The sequence below is a fragment of the Streptomyces sp. NPDC023527 genome, from assembly GCF_055560115.1.
The window spans coordinates 293576-309417 of record NZ_JBVHJJ010000005.1 but is presented as its reverse complement, the minus strand read 5'-3'; the positions used below and the strand labels follow the sequence as shown (position 1 = coordinate 309417).

The 15842-nt window shown below is 71.7% G+C and carries 18 protein-coding genes and 1 pseudogene; 16 read left to right on the top strand and 3 right to left on the bottom strand.

The window, feature by feature from the left end:
• Positions 1-387: 387 nt before the first annotated feature.
• The 14 genes and pseudogenes from ACZ303_RS12455 to ACZ303_RS12390 all read left to right on the top strand — a co-directional run.
• Positions 388-648: pseudogene (locus ACZ303_RS12455) on the top strand (ATP-binding protein); the annotation flags it as partial.
• A 353-nt stretch (positions 649-1001) separates the two neighbouring features.
• Complete coding sequence (locus ACZ303_RS12450; RefSeq protein WP_467337944.1) at positions 1002-1550, top strand: GNAT family N-acetyltransferase; 549 nt, start codon at positions 1002-1004, stop codon at positions 1548-1550.
• A gap of 63 nt (positions 1551-1613) precedes the next feature.
• A complete protein-coding gene (locus ACZ303_RS12445) occupies positions 1614-2222 on the top strand; it encodes a hypothetical protein (RefSeq protein WP_467337942.1) in 609 nt (202 codons plus the stop codon).
• 105 nt (positions 2223-2327) lie between these two features.
• Positions 2328-2561, top strand: a complete 234-nt coding sequence (locus ACZ303_RS12440) for a hypothetical protein (RefSeq protein WP_467337940.1) — start codon at positions 2328-2330, stop codon at positions 2559-2561.
• Between the two features lie 296 nt (positions 2562-2857).
• Positions 2858-3205, top strand: coding sequence for a hypothetical protein (locus ACZ303_RS12435; RefSeq protein ID WP_467337938.1), 348 nt, complete (start codon positions 2858-2860; stop codon positions 3203-3205).
• A gap of 291 nt (positions 3206-3496) precedes the next feature.
• Positions 3497-4552, top strand: a complete 1056-nt coding sequence (locus tag ACZ303_RS12430; RefSeq protein ID WP_467337936.1) for a lipoate--protein ligase family protein — start codon at positions 3497-3499, stop codon at positions 4550-4552.
• A 182-nt stretch (positions 4553-4734) separates the two neighbouring features.
• A complete protein-coding gene (locus ACZ303_RS12425; RefSeq protein ID WP_467337934.1) occupies positions 4735-4992 on the top strand; it encodes a hypothetical protein in 258 nt (85 codons plus the stop codon).
• Between the two features lie 149 nt (positions 4993-5141).
• A complete protein-coding gene (locus ACZ303_RS12420) occupies positions 5142-5465 on the top strand; it encodes a hypothetical protein (RefSeq protein ID WP_467337932.1) in 324 nt (107 codons plus the stop codon).
• A gap of 60 nt (positions 5466-5525) precedes the next feature.
• Positions 5526-6596 (top strand): pyridoxal-phosphate dependent enzyme, encoded by a 1071-nt coding sequence (locus ACZ303_RS12415; protein WP_467337930.1) that lies wholly within the window; start codon positions 5526-5528, stop codon positions 6594-6596.
• A complete protein-coding gene (locus tag ACZ303_RS12410) occupies positions 6583-7509 on the top strand; it encodes a diiron oxygenase (protein ID WP_467337928.1) in 927 nt (308 codons plus the stop codon). The genes ACZ303_RS12415 and ACZ303_RS12410 overlap by 14 nt, the downstream gene beginning before the upstream one ends.
• 50 nt (positions 7510-7559) lie before the next feature.
• Positions 7560-8600: an ornithine cyclodeaminase family protein gene (locus tag ACZ303_RS12405; RefSeq protein WP_467337926.1), complete on the top strand. Its 1041-nt coding sequence runs from the start codon at positions 7560-7562 to the stop codon at positions 8598-8600.
• A 59-nt stretch (positions 8601-8659) separates the two neighbouring features.
• On the top strand, positions 8660-9619 hold the full coding sequence (locus ACZ303_RS12400; protein ID WP_467337924.1) for an ornithine carbamoyltransferase: 960 nt from the start codon (positions 8660-8662) through the stop codon (positions 9617-9619).
• 78 nt (positions 9620-9697) lie between these two features.
• A complete protein-coding gene (locus ACZ303_RS12395; RefSeq protein ID WP_467337922.1) occupies positions 9698-10621 on the top strand; it encodes a methyltransferase domain-containing protein in 924 nt (307 codons plus the stop codon).
• A 12-nt stretch (positions 10622-10633) separates the two neighbouring features.
• A complete protein-coding gene (locus ACZ303_RS12390; RefSeq protein ID WP_467337920.1) occupies positions 10634-11755 on the top strand; it encodes a hypothetical protein in 1122 nt (373 codons plus the stop codon).
• Here ACZ303_RS12390 and thpD read toward each other — a convergent pair.
• From thpD to ACZ303_RS12375, 3 genes are all read right to left on the bottom strand, one after another.
• Positions 11718-12644, bottom strand: coding sequence for an ectoine hydroxylase (thpD, locus tag ACZ303_RS12385; protein ID WP_467337918.1), 927 nt, complete (start codon positions 12642-12644; stop codon positions 11718-11720). The two genes, ACZ303_RS12390 and thpD, sit on opposite strands and share 38 nt — an antisense overlap.
• A gap of 170 nt (positions 12645-12814) precedes the next feature.
• Positions 12815-13450 (bottom strand): Clp protease N-terminal domain-containing protein, encoded by a 636-nt coding sequence (locus tag ACZ303_RS12380; protein ID WP_467337916.1) that lies wholly within the window; start codon positions 13448-13450, stop codon positions 12815-12817.
• 2 nt (positions 13451-13452) lie between these two features.
• Positions 13453-13677 carry a hypothetical protein gene (locus tag ACZ303_RS12375; RefSeq protein WP_467337914.1) on the bottom strand — a complete coding sequence of 75 codons (225 nt, stop codon included), beginning with the start codon at positions 13675-13677 and terminating at the stop codon, positions 13453-13455.
• 135 nt (positions 13678-13812) lie between these two features.
• On the opposite strand from ACZ303_RS12375, the gene ACZ303_RS12370 reads away from it, so the two are divergent.
• Positions 13813-15288 carry an AlkA N-terminal domain-containing protein gene (locus ACZ303_RS12370; RefSeq protein WP_467337912.1) on the top strand — a complete coding sequence of 492 codons (1476 nt, stop codon included), beginning with the start codon at positions 13813-13815 and terminating at the stop codon, positions 15286-15288.
• A 39-nt stretch (positions 15289-15327) separates the two neighbouring features.
• Positions 15328-15831, top strand: a complete 504-nt coding sequence (locus ACZ303_RS12365) for a methylated-DNA--[protein]-cysteine S-methyltransferase (protein ID WP_467337910.1) — start codon at positions 15328-15330, stop codon at positions 15829-15831.
• The last annotated feature ends 11 nt before the right edge of the window (positions 15832-15842 follow it).

The window sequence follows — 15842 nt, the reverse complement described above, 5'->3', positions numbered from 1 at the left end:
ATCCGCCACCCCAAACGGCTCACTTTGAGCCCACCTGGCACATATGCAATGGCTGGAAATGGTAGTTGGTCAGGAACATGACCGCCGCACACCCCGACACATCGCAACGGGGGCCGCGATCGCCGCGAGGCACACGAAGTAGGGCCGCCCCTCGGCCGGCGCAGGCACCAAAGACAGCTAGGGCCCGGCCATACGAGTTTCTCCGCCGTTGCCGCCCAATCGGACGCATCACACAGGCGGGGGTAATCGGCTATGGCATGGCAGACCAGCAACCGCAAACAGCGCCTGCCGTCCACTTGGTCCGCCATCCGTGCCCGGATCCTGGTACTCCGCGGCCCACACCGAGACGTGCCAGCCGAGGGAGCGTTCCGGGATGGCGAACGAGCCGATGAGCTCGGCTGTATGGAGCTGGACCGCAGGGGCGCTGAGCTGCTGTTCCAGGTTCTGACGGAGCGTGAGGAGAAGGACAGCGTGGCCATCGCCTCCAACGAATCCTTCGGCGGGTGGACCAAGACGTTCACCGATCCCAGCCTCTGCGCGGCCATCGTGGACCGGCTGACGTTCGGCGGGAACATCATCGAGACCGGCACCGATTCCTACCGCCTGGCCGCCACCCGGGCCCGTGCAGAGCAGGCCGACGCCAGCTGACCCCGTGCTCCGGCCCAGCCACGGGCGAGTACACCGGCGCCACCCGCCACCCCGCCCCGTCGGTAACGGTCTTGAGGGAAAATGAGCTTCGGGCGTGCTGACCTGGCGGTTCGGCTGGTGGGTGATCAGCGGGCGGTGTCGCGGACGAGGACGAGTTCGGTGCTCGTCCGGCGGTGGGTGGCCCGCTGCGCGGATCGGTCGGAGACGAGTGAGGCGATCGCGAGATGGGTCTCTGCGGAGACGCGGCGCCCTTACGGCCCTCCTCATGTCGCGGCCCGACCGGAAGGATCATCATGTCCGCCGAGGCCGTAAAGTGGTGGACAGCCACCCGGAGCTGGGCGAGCATCTCCGCGATGAATAACGAACCTCCCCCCATCCCCAAACGCGTCCGCTTCGTCGAGCTCAGCGAAAAGGCGCTGCGGGCGCTTGCCGCCGGTGACCTCGCCGACGGCAGCGCCGAGACCGGGATCGCCCTTGACGAACACTTCGTCTGCGACCGGGCCCGCTCAATCTTCGGCTATCGCGCCGACCAGCTCGCCAAGCACCCCTCTGCCGCGCCCTGGATCACGCGGGCCGCGGTGTCCGAGCCGGACGGGGCGGTCGTCGGCGACGCCGGGTTCCACGGGCCGCCGGACGAGGCCGGCATGGTCGAGGTCGGCTACACCGTCGTGCCCGGGTACCGCCGCCAGGGCTATGCCCGCGCCATGTTGACGGCGCTGCTCGTCAGGGCCGCCGCCGAACCCGGTGTCAGGACCGTGCGCGCCAGGATTAGATCCGACAACACCGCCTCCCTGGCCTCCATCGATGGCTTCGGCTTCACGCGCGTCGGAGAGCAGGGGAACGAGCGCGACGGACTCACGATCATCTTCGAGGTCCCGGCAGACGCGATTCAGGCCGAGTAGCTTTACGGCCTCGGCGGGCACGGTGATCGTCCCGGTCGGGCCGTGACATGAGAAGACGACGCCATGGACCTCCGCCCGCTCGACCCCGCCAAGACCGCGTTCCACCTGACGGGCGGCTTCGACTCCGGCACCCTGGCCACCCGCGCGGCCGAACGCTTCCCCGGACAGCTCAACACCTCCGCACTCCTGATCGGCGACCCCGGCCACGAGCAGCAGATCCGCCGGCGGAAGGAGATGCGCGCCGCCGTGCCCTTCGGCGACCGGGACGACCTGATCGACGCCATGGCGCATACCCCGCTTCACCCCGACTGCGCCCGAGTGGGCGGCGCCCCGATCAGTCCCTACGAGGAGCCGCTTCACCACCCCTTCACCCGCATGACGAAGGCCCTGGCCGCACGCGGTGCACACACCGTCGTCACGGGGCTCTGCGGGGACGAGATGGTGGCGCTCTCGCAGGCCGAGTACCCGCACAAAGCCATGGGGGAGCTGAAGGACGTCAGGCTTCTCCCGTGGATCGGCGAGCGCGCGGCTGCCGCTCTGGAGTTCACGGACGACGGGATCGCCCCGCCGGCCGTCGTCAACTCCATGAGCCTCCTCTCCCTGGAGACGACGCCCCCGTCCTCCTCCGCGAAGGAATCCGGCCCGTCCACCCCTTCGCCGACCCCGGCATGATCCAGCTCGGCGAGTGGCTGCTGCCGATGGACTGGCGGGAACTCAAGCAGCTCCAGCGCCGCCGCCTCGCCGCGCTGGGCCTGAGCGAGGACGTCACCCAGCCCGTTGAACGCGAGTTCCTTCGCCGAAGTGGTCCAGCACGCCCCGACCACCCACGGCCGGCCGCTCTTCGCCAAGATGCTCCACGAAGGATCGGCGCTCTTCGATGACGGGCTCGTCAACCCCGACGGACTCCGCCGGGCAGTACGACGGCTGAGTGAAGGCACGTACCGCGACGACGGCGACGCCCAGCTCCTCCAGGTCATAGACCTCCACCTGGCCACCCAGGCATTCCTGTAACCCCAGGGGGTTCCGTCCAGCGATCGCAGCGGTACCCCCGCACCCGGGCCCCGGCCGTGGCAGGCTGCAACGGGCCCTCGAAGATGCGGAGACACAGATGTTCGCCATGCGCCCGGCCACCTCGGCCGACATTCCCGCCGTCGCGGCCATGATCCGGTCCCGCTCGACGTGGCTCGAAGAGCGCGGCATGCCGACGTGGCGCGACAGCGCGGACAACCTCGCCGCCCAGGCCGAGAACAGCCACGGTGCTATGTGGGTGCTCGAAGATCGCGCTTCCCGCCGTCGGCTGCACCACCGTGCAGGAAGAGACCCCGCCGTGGGGCTGGACGCCGGAAGAACTCGCCGAGCCTGCCCACTACCTGTTCACCACGGTGACGGACCCCGCGTACCGCGAGCAGAAGCCCGGAATCCTGATCGCGCTGTGGGCCGTGGACCGTGCTGCCCGCGAGGGCAAGGACTGGGTCCGGCGCGGCTGCGTGTTCACCGGCCTGGTCCGCTACTACGAGACCCAGGGCTTCACCCTGCTGCACGAAGTCCAGCGCACCCGTAACCGCGTGTACCTCATGGCACGACGCGCGAAGCGGCTCCCCGAACTTGAAACGCTGTTCAAGGACCCGTCCCAAATGGCCGAACTCCGCCCCTGACACGCTCTGCCCGAGCAGGCCGGCATACGGCGAGGCCCCGGTACTCCGCTGAGTACCGGGGCCAGCTTGTGCCTGGCCAGTAGGACTCTGAGCTGCCCTTGCTCTTGTGCCCCTTTAGGAGCACTGACATGGAACATCAGTCCCGAAGGGGCACATGGATCAGCCGAGGTAAGCATGAGGCGATGAGGCAGAGCAACGATCCGCCTCGCAATCAGCAAGCAGCCCCACCACGTACCGTGACTGTATCCGCCACTGGGATCGGCCCAGGGGCAAGTTTCGGGAGGGTGCGCAGTGCACGGGGAGTACAAGGTGCCGGGCGGCAAGCTGGTCGTCGTGGACCTGGACGTGGTGGACGGAGCACTCCGCGACGTGCGGGTGGCGGGGGACTTCTTCCTCGAACCCGACGAGGCGCTGTTCGACATCAACCGGGCGCTCGAGGGGGCCAACGCCGACCTGCCGGCCCCGGAGCTCGCCGCCCGCATCGATGCGGCGCTCCCCGAGGGCACGGTCATGTTCGGCCTCACCTCCGAGGCCGTGGGTATCGCCGTGCGCCGGGCCCTCGCGAACGCCACCGACTGGCACGACTACGACTGGCAGCTCATCCACACCGGGCCCCAGGCCCCCGCCCTGCACATGGCCCTCGACGAGGTCCTGACCACCGAAGTCGCCGCCGGGCGGCGGCCGCCGACGCTGCGCGTGTGGGAGTGGGAATCGCCGGCCGTGATCATCGGCAGCTTCCAGTCGCTGCGCAACGAAGTGGACATGGAGTCCGCCGACCGTCATGGCATGACGGTCGTCCGGCGCATCAGTGGAGGCGGGGCTATGTTTGTAGAGCCCCAAAGTACGATCACTTACTCGCTCTATGTACCGGACTCCCTCGTCCAAGGACTGTCCTTCGCCGACAGCTACGCCTACCTCGACGACTGGGTCCTGGCCGCCCTCGGGGACATGGGCATCAAAGCCTGGTACCAGCCGCTCAACGACATCGCCACCGAAGCCGGAAAGATCGCCGGGGCCGCGCAGAAACGAATGGTCGGCGAGAACGGTGCCGTCCTGCACCACGTGACGATGGCCTACGACATCGACGCCGACAAGATGCTCGAAGTTCTCCGCATCGGCCGCGAAAAGCTGTCCGACAAGGGCACGAAGAGTGCCAAGAAGCGAGTCGATCCACTCCGCCGGCAGACCGGTCTTCCCCGCGCCGAGGTCATTGATCGCATGATCGCCTCCTTCCGGAACCGCTACGGCTGCTCGGTCGGCGAGGTGACCGAGCAGGAGCTGGGTCGTGCGCAAGAACTGGCAGAGACCAAGTTCAGCTCTCAGGAGTGGACCGCTCGCGTTCCATAGATCACAGCCAATTCCGATCTTGGCCATCAGAGTCTCGATCATGGAATTGGGTGAGTACCGGCGCATGGGGGATCGACCTTCCCCCGCGCCGATCGAGCGTCCGGATAATGCGACTCGCTTCTTAGCGAATACCTTGGCGAACGTCGCGGTCTGACGAGCCGCAGAGGCTGCCCAGACGCCCTGTGACTCTCTACACGCGTGAGGAACTCCGCGCGACCGCCGCCTGCGCACGCCGCCTGCACGAGCGACTGGGAGTCAGCCATCCCGCCTACCTCGAACGCGTCGCCAGTGGCCTGGTCCATCCCGTCGCCGTGGAATGGACCACCGCCGACCAGTTGCACCTCCACCCCCGCATCAGCCGGATCGTGCCCCTCATCGACGAACGCGACCACCAGGGCGTCCCGGAACGCACGCCCGGCTCCGGCGACCCGGCGGACTGAGCCCGGGGACACGCACCCGCCCGACGAGAGACCGGGCCGCAAATATGGCTTGTTCGCTCTGACAGCCACTGCCGGAGGCTCTGCCACTATCGCCCTCTGAGGGGCGAAGGGTGGCGATGTGTGTGTCCGACGGACGTGTTCCGAGGCCGATGCGACACCCCTGGGAGTGGGAGGAGCCCGAGTGGCGGCGCCACGTCGAACGCGTACGGGCGGGCCGCGGTCTCAAACCGGCCGAGTGGCCCCAGGAGGCCCGGGCGGTCGTCGCCCTGTCCTTCGACTCCGATCACGAGTCGATCCCGCTGCGCGGCGGACAGAGCCAGCCGGGCAAGCTCTCCCAGGGTGAGTACGGCGCCCGGGTAGGGGTTCCCAGGATCCTGGCGGCCCTTGACATCGCGGGCCACCCGGACGTCTGGTACGCCACGCACGCCGACGTCGCCGCGTATGTGCGGCAGCGGTCGGAGCCCGGCGCGTAACCGCTCGCGCCCCCGGGCCCGAAGCGCTGTCGATCACGGCGGTACGAAGGAGGCGTCCTGGTGGACCTCGCGGTGGGTTCGGCGGCTCCGCCGCCGGGAGACGGCGGAGCCCGGGCGCCCCTCACCCCGGTGGTCGAGGTGAGGGTCTCCGTCGACGGACTCCCCAGAACCCTGTGGCTGAAAATGGAGTCCCACAGCCCGCACGGTTCCGTGAAGGGCCGTACCGCGCTCGCCCTGTGGGAGGACGTCGCGGGCCGGGTGGACCCGGAGATCGGCATCATCGAGTCCACGTCGGGCAACCTCGGACTCGCGCTGGCGGCGGTCGCCGCCTCGCACGGGGTCCCGTTCACCGCGGTCGTGGATCCCCGGAGCAGCGCGTCGGTCGTGGCGGCCGTACGCGCCCTCGGGGGCCGGGTGGTCACCGTGGACCGGCCGGACGGCTCCGGCGGGTACCTGCTCAGCCGGATCGCCTACATCGGGGAGCGGCTGCGCGCCGAACCCCGGCTGGTCTGGCCCGATCAGTACGCCAACCCGGCCAGCCCCCGGGCCCACGCACGGGGCACCGCACCCGAGCTGTGGACCCAGACCGGGGGACGGCCGATGAGCGTCCTGGTGGCGGTCTCCACCGGAGGCACCCTGGCGGGCTTCCGCGACTACGCGGCCGCGACCCGGCCGGCCTGGGAGCTGGTCGGCGTGGACGTGGTCGGCTCGGCGGCCCTCGGCGGCCCCTCCGGCCTGCGGGTGCTGTCCGGCATCGGGGCGAGCCGGCCTTCGGCGTTCCTGCCCGACGGCCACCGGCCCACCGTGCTCATCACCCCGCGGGAGGCGGTCAGCGCCTGCCTGTGGCTGTCCGAGACCACCGGCCTCGGCGTGGGCGGGAGTTCGGGAGCGGCGCTCGCGGCGGCACTGCGGCTGCTGCGTACGGTGCCCGCCCGGCGGGAAGTGGCCTGCCTGTGCCCGGACGGCGCCGACCGCTACCTCGACACCGTCTACGCGGCGGAGTGGCGCGAACGCCAGGGGCTGCGGCGGACGGACATCGCGCGCATGGTCGAGGTCACCGCCGTGGAGCACCGGACGGCGAGCCGGCCGTGGCGGACGGTGGGGAGGGGAGGGCCCGATGACATCGGATGACCGACCGTCGCGCGGATGGTACGAACGGGCCGGGGTACGCGCCGGACCGCGCCGTAGGCTGGGCGACGAACTGGAAGCGGGACAACTCTTCTTCCCGCCCGCGCTGATCCCCTATGGGGACCACCCACGGGTCCGGGCACTGTCCGAGCGGCGCCGCGCGGAACTCCACGCCCGGCACCTCTACCAATACCTCGGGTTCACCGCGCAGTTCGAGACCCGGGTGGTCAACCGCGCCACGGAACGCATAGCCGGCGGACGCAGCGGAACAGAGGTCGGCACCCCGGTCCGGCTGGATGCCTACCGCATCTACTGCGACGAGGGGTACCACTCCCTCTACAGCCTGGACGTCATCGATCAGATCGCCCGGGCCTCCGGAATCGCCCCCGCCGCCTACGACTTCGAGCCCTTCCTGAACCGGCTGGACCATGTGGGGGAGCAGGCCCTGCCGGGCGAGCCGGCGCTGGCCCAGCTGCTCCAGGTCGTGGTGTTCGAAACGCTGATCACGGCGATCCTCAACGACGTGCCGAAGGACCCCCGGGTGCTGACGGTCGTCCGGGACATCGTCGGCGACCACGCGCGGGACGAGGGCTGGCACCACGCCTTCTTCGCCCGTTTCTTCCGCGAGCTGTGGGCCCAACAGCCCCCCGAGCGGCGCGGGCGGGTGGCACGCTGTCTGCCCGGTCTGGTGCGCTCCAGCCTGCTGCCCGACCTCCGGCCGGTCCGGGCCTCGCTGGCCGCCGCCGGGCTGGCGCCGGCGGCCGTGGCGGAGGTCGTGCGCGATGCCTACCCCGACGACCGGGTGAACGCCGGGATCAGGACCGCCGCCCGGCACGCCGTACGGCTCTTCGAGGAGTCGGGTGTCCTGGAGGCGCCCGGTGGCCGGGACGCCTTCGAGGCGGCCGAGTTGCTGTGAGGAAAACCGGGCTCGACGGGCTCGGACCGTACTCCGCCGAGAGGTGATGGATGACGGAAGACCTGCTCTTTCTGGACCGGAGCGCCGTACTGGCCTGTATGACTCACGTGGACCCGTGCGCGGTCGTGGCCCGGGTGCTGCGGCTTCGGGCCCGGGGGCGCACCGAGCTGCCACCCGAGGGCTACCTGCCGTGGACCAACGGCGAGGGGGCGTACTGCCGTTCACTGGCCATGCTCGGCGCCGTGCGCGAGGACGACGGCCCACCGGTCCTCGGCGTGAAGCTCATCAACGCGGCGACGAGCAATCCGGCGCACGGCCGGGAGCGGGCCGGCGGCGTGGGCATGGTCTTCGATCCGGAGACCGCGCGTCCTTTGATGCTGGCCGAGGTCGGCCGGGTGAGCGCGGTGCGCACCGCCGCGTACACGATGGTCAGTCTGAGCCACCTCGGACCGCCGCGCTGGGACGCGATGACCCTGATCGGCTGCGGCACCTTGGCCCGCGCCCACCTGGACCTGCTCACACGGTCGTTCCCGGAGGTCGGCACCGTCCACCTGTACGACATGGTGGCGCCCCGCGCCGAGGCCCTGGCGCGGTGGACACGGGAGCACTGCCCCCGGCTCCGGCCCCACGTGCACGACAGCGCGCGGGCCGCGGTGGGCGCCGCCCCCGTGGTCGTGACCACGACGACGACCGACCGCGGCTACCTGCCCGCGGACTGGCTCGCCCCGGGGACGTTCGTCGCCCATGTGTCCCTGGACGACCTGCTGCCGGACGCCTTCCTCACGGCCCAGGGCCTGTTCGTGGACGACGTGGCCCTGGTGGCGGACAACCCGCGCCGGATCCTGGGGCGGATGCTGAACGACGGCCGGGTCGCCGCGGAGGGAACGCGCGCCGGCGTGCCGGAGGGGGGACGGGTCCTGGACGGCACCCTCGGCCAGGTCCTCACCGGCGAGCGGCCCGCCGTCCGCCCGACGACCGGCCATGTGATCAGCAACCCCTTCGGCATGTCGGTGCTGGACGTCGGGCTGCTCGGGGAGATCCACCGGGTGGCCGTGAAGCAGGGACATGGGCAGAGCTTGACCCTCTTCTGACGCGTGCCCCCGCGAGCCCGCATGGCTGGATCCCGTCCGTCACGACCGAGGGAGGTTCCATGGGTGACACCCACGAACGGCCGCGTCCCGGGCCCGCGCGCGGCCTGTTCTCGCTGGCCGACCTGACACCCCAACTGATCACGAGCCTGGCCACCCGATCGGTCGAGCTGTTCCGCGACCGCCATGCCCACGACCGCCCACTGGACGGCCGAGCCGTCGGCATCCTGTTCACCAAGACGTCCACCCGGACCCGTACCGCCTTCACCGTCGGAGCCATCCGGCTGGGCGCCACCCCGGTCGCCTACGGCCCGGACGACCTTCAGCTGAACACCGGAGAATCGGTCGGGGACACCGGCCGGGTGCTGGGCTCGATGCTCGACGCCCTGGTCGCCCGCACCGCCGGTCCCCTCGACGAACTGCGGGAGCTCTCCCGCCAGGGCCGGATGCCGGTCGTCAACGCCATGGCGGCGCGGGAACACCCCAGCCAGGGACTGACCGATCTCGCGACGCTCGCCCTCGCCTTCGGCGACCTGACCGGTATACGGGTGCTCTACGTCGGAGAGGGCAACAACACGGCGGTCGCGCTCGCCCACGGGCTCGCGGCGGTGCCCGGCGCCCGGCTCACCCTCGCCACCCCCGCCGGTTACGGGTTGCCGCCGGACGAGCTGGCCCAGGCGACGCGGCGGGCGGAGCGGACCGGCGGGCGGATCCGGCAGATCCACGACCTCGGCCCCGCCCCGAAGCGTGTGGACGTCGTCTACACCACCCGCTGGCAGACCACGGGCACCGCCAAACCGGACCCCTCCTGGCGGGAGGTGTTCCGGCCCTTCCACGTCGACGAGGCACTCATGGACCGCTGGCCGAAGGCATCGTTCATGCACGACCTGCCCGCCCACCGGGGTGACGAGGTCGCGGGCGGCGTCCTCGACGGTCCCCGCTCCCTGGCCTGGACCCAGGCGGGGATGAAGCTCGCCGGCGCGATGGCGATCCTCGAATGGGTGACGAGCCCCCACCCCTGACCTCGCGCTCCCCGTCGACCGGCACCACCCACACCGCAGGCCCGGCCCCGTGCCGCGCATGACTTTGGAGCGAGCCCCATGCCGAACGTCGCACGCGTCCACGGCTATGAGCACCTGGCCGAGGACGATCTGATACCGCCCGCCTCACCCGGGATCTTCTTCGAACCGGCCGACACCGAGGTCGGCGTATGGGTGGCCTGTGACCTCATCACCGAGGGCTGTTCCCTGCTGGACCTGGGATCGGGGAGCGGCGCCGCGGCGGCCGCCATGACCCGGGCCGGCGCGGCGCGGGTGCACGGCGTCGACGCGAGCGCGGAATCGGTGGCCTGGGCCACCGAGCACTATGCGTCCCGTGACGGCGACCACCAGGTCACCGTGGCCCAGGGCGACTTCTCCTTCCTGTCCACCGAAGCGCTCCTGGCCACCACCCCCGTCCCGCTGACCCGGCCGCTGGCCGTCACCAGCAACCCGCCCTACGTCCCCCTCACTCCGCGGGCGGCCGCACGCCGCCGCTCCATCAGCGGGGGCGCCGACGGGCTGATGTGGGCTCCGGCGATCATCAGGCACGCGCGGGCCCTGCGGTGCGACGTGGGGCTGACGATCGGCAGCTACTCGGCCCCGAGCAGAGCGGTACGGCTGCTGGAGACGGCCGGCTACCGCGTCGACACGGTCACCTTGGCCCCCTTGCCGCTGGGCGAGTTCACCCTGGACCACATGGAGCGGGTGCTGACCCTGGAACGCGACGGCGAGGCCGTCCTGTGGCGGAGGGGCCAGGAGCCGCCCGCCTACTTCATCGTCGGCCTGGCCTGCCGGTGGGCGGGGCCCGACGCGCCCGGGCCGCCCGGCCGACTGACCGGGGACGGGCTGCTGGACCTCCTGCGGACCGCCGCCCGCTCGCGCACCCCACGGCTGGAGGCCCTGGACGAGCCTGCCCCGGACGGCTGGCGGGGGCGCCTGCGGGTGCTGGACCTGCCTGCCGCGACCGTGCGCCGCCACTGGTGAGGGAGCCCCGTCATGAACGTCGTGAACCCGCTTCGGCCTCAGCCCCTCTCACCGGTCGGCGTCACCGCCCACGCGGTGCTGCACAGCGTCGACGTCATCCGGCCGCGCTTGCTGGCGAGCGGCCTCGACCGGATCGTCATGCACGCCGGAGTGCAGATCAACGGCGCTCCCCATCTGGGCACCAATGTCATGCAGACCGCCGTGTTCCTGCTTGCCGCGGCGGCGCGGGAACGTTTCGGTGTCCAGGTGCGCGTAAGGTTCGGCGCCCTGGACCACGCCCCTTACGAGAGCCGCGTGTGCCCGGAGACCGGCACGCTCTACGAGCGCTCCTTCCGGCATGCGCTGGGAGCGGTCCGGGTCGGAGAGCTGGTACGGCACTACTACGGCGGCCTGTTCGACGCGCTGTCCGCTGCCACGGGTGTTCCGTACGACGTCGAGACCTACACGGGCCAGCAGTCGAGACCCGACTTCAGGCAGGAGCTCCTGGACTCGCTCGGCCTGATGGACACCCTGCGCTGGGTGCTCGCGCCGTCCACCGGCACGGTGCCGGTGAGTTTCCCCTGCCCGCGCTGCGGTTGGGCACAGAAGCACGGCGAGGACACCCGGCCCCTGTCGGCCGGCCCGGGGGAGGCGCGCTTCGCGGCGGTCTGCCCGGACCACGGGAAGTACGCCGTCCGTGTCGCCCCGGACTCGGACGCCTTCATCGGTCTCACGACGCTGCACCGCAACCTGATCAAGGAACGCGTCGCCGCGCGGGACGCCGAGGCACTCCCGGTCGTCGTCAAAGGCGCGGACTGGGCGGCCGGGTGCCGCCTTGTGGACGAGGCCTTCCTGTGTTGTCCCGGGGCCACGCCGCCGGCGCGCGTCTTCACCCCCGTGGTGCTCTCCGACTCCGGGGCCAAGCTGTCCAAGTCGCTGATCCGGGAAGGAACGGGCGATGTGTCCGCCGGGACCGCGCCCTGGATGCTCGACGCCACGGAGTGGCACGGCACGGTGGGGAGTTACGCGCGCACGCTCCTCGCGCTGGGCTCCCTCATGCTGTCCGAGCCCCGCCACTTCGAGCGCGGATACACCACGCGAGAGGTGGCCCGGCTTCTCAGAGGGACCGCCGCCCCGACCGGGGAACCGGGGTGACGTCGCGGTTGGCGAGATACCCGGGGCGGGGTTTCGGCGCCGCGTAGGGGGCGCCGAGGGGGTTCTCGACGCTGTTGTAGACCACGAAGAGATTGACGCGCGGGAACGGCGAGATGTTCCCGCTGGAGGCGTGCAGACAGTTGCAGTCGAACATGACGGCCGACCCGGGGGCGCCGGTGAACTGTCTGATCCCATGGCGCTCGGCAAGAGCGGTCACCCCGGCCCGATCGGCGGACCCGGCAGGGAGGTTCTTCCCCAGCAGCGACAGCTTGTGGTAGTCGGCGGGCGTCTCGCCGACCGACGGAACGAAGGTCCGGTGCGACCCGGGGATGATCATCAGCGGGCCGTTGAACGGCAGGTTCTCGGTGAGGGCCACGGAGAAACTCAGCGCGCGGGGTGCGGGCATCCCGTCCTCCGCGTGCCAGGTCTCGAAGTCGGAGTGCCAGCCGAACCGGGAACCTTCGAACGCCGCCTTGTAGTTCACCCGGCTCTGGTGGACGTACACGTCCGAGCCGAGGATCTGCCGGGCCGGGCCGGCGAGCCGTTCGGAGCACACGATCCCGGCGAAGACCTCGGACAGCGCGTGCACCTCGAACACCGACCGGATCGCGGCCGAGTCCGGCTCCGGCACGACCCGTTCGGTCCCGCGCAGCGCGCCGTCCGCGTCGATCCGCAGGATCTCGTCCCGGCAGGCCGCCACCTCCCGGGGCGTCAGCAGCGCGTCGAAGGACACGAATCCGTCCTGATCGAAGGCGGCGAGGGCGTCGCCGCCGAGCGGACCGGCACCGTCGCCGCCCCACACCACGGCGTGACGGCGGTCCAGGGGAACGGACTCGGTCACATAGCGGGTGGGGTACGGATCGCTCGCCGAGCCGGTCGCGGATGACATCCCCGAACCCCCTCTGTTCGCCGAAGCGTTGGACGGATTCCCACGGTGCGGCTGTGGGGCACTGGTTCCGAGTTCACCACTGCCCGGCGCCCGGAGCCCGAAAACCGGCCGCAGGGGCCCGGCCTGCCGTTACGAGTCCGGTCGAGCCCCGGGCCGGTCGGCGCTCCCTGCTACGCGGCCTGACCCAGGTCGGCCAGGATCGCCGCGCGGACCGTCTCCAGCTCCAGGTCCAGCCGCCGCAAGACCTGCACGACCACCTTGTCCTCCGGGGTGAGCATGCCCAGTGCGATGTGCGCGAGGGAGATGCGGTTGTCGCGCTGCTCCAGCGTCACCTTGAGCGAGTTCTCCAGCCCCTTCTTGCCGCGCGGGGCCCAGGGGAGGTGGCCCGGGTGGGCGACCACGGGCTGCGGGCGGGGCTTGCGGCGGCCGAAGGGCAGCAGGCGCCGCTTGGGCTCGGGGGAGGGCTCGGTGTCGAGCTTCGGGGGCGCCGGCCGGTCCAGGGCGCCCGGACCGAACGCGCTCTCGGCCCGCTCGCGAACGGCGTCCAGGTCGATGCCGAAGGCGAGCAGCGGGTCCCGGTCGTCCTCGTCCACCCCGGAACCCCCGCCCACTGTGGAGCGGACCGCCGCCCGGCAGAGGTCGGGTGTGAGGCCGAGCCTGGCCAGGGCGGGCAGCGGCGCGTCCGTCTCGGCCACGATGGCCAGCAGCACGTGTTCGCTGCCGATCCACGGGTGGCCCAGGTCGCGGGCCTCCTGCTGTGCGCGGACCACCGCCATGCGCGCGCTCAGGGTGAACCGTTCGAACATCTCTACCTCCTGGAGTGCTTCTTGTGCGCGGCCTGCCTGCTGACGCCGAGCGCGACCCCGATCTCTTCCCATGACCAGCCCTGGCGCCGGGCGTTGTCGACCTGGAGCGCCTCCAGGCGCTCCACCAGCCGCCGCAGCGCGGCGACGGCACGCAGTCCCACGTGGGGATCCTTGTTCATGGCGGCCTGAGTCGTACCGACCGCGTCGTTCGCTTCCGTTCCGGCCATGCTGTCAACCTACGATGACAAGCCCCCGTTGGTCAACCACCGTTGACGAGGTGGATCGGTGACGCTCGTGGCCACCGAAGGTCCATGTCGGATTTCCGCGAGCCAGAACCGCCCCTCACGCCCGATGCTTGGAGCATGCACACCGACTTCGAGCGCTGCGTCAGGGCCGTACGGTCCAAGGACGCCCGGTTCGACGGCTGGTTCTTCACCGCCGTGCTCACCACGCGCATCTACTGCCGTCCGAGCTGCCCGGTCGTCCCGCCGAAGGACCGGAACATGACCTTCTACCCGAGCGCCGCCGCCGCGCAGCAGGCCGGCTTCCGGGCCTGCAAGCGCTGCCGGCCCGACGCCAGCCCCGGCTCCCCGCGGTGGAACGAGCGCGCCGACCTCGTCGCCCGTGCCATGCGGCTCATCGGCGACGGCACCGTCGACCGCGAGGGCGTCCCCGGCCTCGCCGCCCGCCTCGGCTACAGCACCCGCCAGATCGAACGGCAGCTCCTCGCCGAGCTCGGCGCCGGCCCGCTCGCCCTGGCCCGCGCCCAGCGCGCCCAGACCGCCCGGCTCCTCATCGAGACCAGCGAACTGCCCATGGCCGACGCCGCCTTCGCCGCCGGCTTCTCCTCCATCCGCGCCTTCAACGAGACCGTCCGAGAGGTCTTCGCCCTCACCCCCACCGAGCTCCGCGCCCGCGCCGCACGCGGCCACCGGCCCGCCACCCCCGGCACGCTCACCCTCCGCCTGCCCTTCCGGGCGCCCCTGTGCCCCGACAACCTCTTCGGCCACCTCGCCGCCACGGCCGTCCCCGGCGTGGAGGAGTGGCACGACGGCGCGTACCGCCGCACCCTGCGCCTGCCGTACGGGCACGGCACCGTCGCCCTGGCCCCGCGCCCCGACCACATCGAATGCCGGCTGACCCTCTCCGACCAGCGCGACCTCGCCGGTGCCATCAGCCGCTGCCGCGGTCTCCTCGACCTCGACGCCGACCCGGAGGCCGTCGACGCGCTCCTCGGCGCGGACGAGCGGCTCGCACCGCTGGTGGCCAAGGCGCCGGGGCGGCGGATACCGCGCACCGTGGACCCGGAGGAGTTCGCGGTACGGGCCGTGCTCGGCCAGCAGGTGTCGACCGCCGCGGCCCGTACGCTGGCCGCCCGGCTCGTCACCGCCCACGGAGAGCCCGTCGACGACCCCCTGGGCTCCACGCTGACCCACCTGTTCCCCACGGCCGAGGCGCTCTCCGCCCTCGACCCCGCGGCCCTCGCCATGCCCGCCGGCCGCCGCGCCACCGTCGTCCGCCTGGTCCGGGCGCTCGCCGACGGCGAGCTCGGCCTCGGCGTCGGCAGCGACTGGGCCCGCGCCCGCGACAGGCTCGCCGCCCTCCCCGGCATCGGTCCGTGGACCCGCGAGATCATCGCCATGCGCGCCCTCGGCGACCCCGACGCCTTCGTCCCGACGGACCTCGGCGTCCGGCGCGCCGCGGCCGCCTCCGGCCTGCCGGCGACCCCCGCCGCCCTCACCCGGCACGCCGCCGCCTGGCGGCCGTGGCGCTCGTACGCCGTCCAGTACCTCTGGTCCGCCGACGACCACGCCGTCAACCACATGCCGACGACCTGAACCGGCCCGAAGCGGCCTCGATCCGAACGGACCACGCCCATGCCCCGCGTCCACACCGTCACCGACAGCCCGTACGGCCCCCTCACGCTCGTCGCCACCGACGGCGTCCTCAGCGGCCTCTACATGACCGGCCAGCGTCACCGGCCCGCCCAGGAGACTTTCGGCCCCCGTGACGACACGCCCTTCCCCGAGGTGCTGCGCCAGCTGACGGCCTACTTCACCGGCGAGTCCACCCGCTTCGACCTCCCGCTGCACCTGGAGGGCACACCCTTCCAGCGCCGCGTGTGGGCCGGGCTCCAGGAGATCCCGTACGGTCTGACGCTCTCCTACGGCGAGCTGGCCGAGCGCCTGGGCGCCCCCAACGCCTCGCGCGCTGTGGGCCTGGCCAACGGCAAGAACCCCATCGGCATCATCGTCCCCTGCCACCGTGTCATCGGCGCCACGGGCAGCCTCACCGGCTACGGCGGCGGGCTGGACCGCAAGCGGCGGCTGCTCGCCTTCGAACGGGGCGGGACGGCGCCGGAGCAGGAGGAACTGTTCTGAGCCGGGGGAAC

What these genes read in the sequence shown, in the direction of transcription:
- ACZ303_RS12450 (WP_467337944.1), top strand. Translation starts at nt 1,002, where the DNA reads ATGAATAACGAACCTCCCCCCATCCCCAAACGCGTCCGCTTCGTCGAG.
- ACZ303_RS12445 (WP_467337942.1), top strand. Translation starts at nt 1,614, where the DNA reads ATGGACCTCCGCCCGCTCGACCCCGCCAAGACCGCGTTCCACCTGACG.
- ACZ303_RS12420 (WP_467337932.1), top strand. Translation starts at nt 5,142, where the DNA reads ATGCGACACCCCTGGGAGTGGGAGGAGCCCGAGTGGCGGCGCCACGTC.
- ACZ303_RS12410 (WP_467337928.1), top strand. Translation starts at nt 6,583, where the DNA reads ATGACATCGGATGACCGACCGTCGCGCGGATGGTACGAACGGGCCGGG.
- ACZ303_RS12405 (WP_467337926.1), top strand. Translation starts at nt 7,560, where the DNA reads ATGACGGAAGACCTGCTCTTTCTGGACCGGAGCGCCGTACTGGCCTGT.
- ACZ303_RS12400 (WP_467337924.1), top strand. Translation starts at nt 8,660, where the DNA reads ATGGGTGACACCCACGAACGGCCGCGTCCCGGGCCCGCGCGCGGCCTG.
- ACZ303_RS12395 (WP_467337922.1), top strand. Translation starts at nt 9,698, where the DNA reads ATGCCGAACGTCGCACGCGTCCACGGCTATGAGCACCTGGCCGAGGAC.
- ACZ303_RS12390 (WP_467337920.1), top strand. Translation starts at nt 10,634, where the DNA reads ATGAACGTCGTGAACCCGCTTCGGCCTCAGCCCCTCTCACCGGTCGGC.
- thpD (WP_467337918.1), bottom strand. Translation starts at nt 12,644, where the DNA reads ATGTCATCCGCGACCGGCTCGGCGAGCGATCCGTACCCCACCCGCTAT.
- ACZ303_RS12380 (WP_467337916.1), bottom strand. Translation starts at nt 13,450, where the DNA reads ATGTTCGAACGGTTCACCCTGAGCGCGCGCATGGCGGTGGTCCGCGCA.
- ACZ303_RS12375 (WP_467337914.1), bottom strand. Translation starts at nt 13,677, where the DNA reads ATGGCCGGAACGGAAGCGAACGACGCGGTCGGTACGACTCAGGCCGCC.
- ACZ303_RS12370 (WP_467337912.1), top strand. Translation starts at nt 13,813, where the DNA reads ATGCACACCGACTTCGAGCGCTGCGTCAGGGCCGTACGGTCCAAGGAC.
- ACZ303_RS12365 (WP_467337910.1), top strand. Translation starts at nt 15,328, where the DNA reads ATGCCCCGCGTCCACACCGTCACCGACAGCCCGTACGGCCCCCTCACG.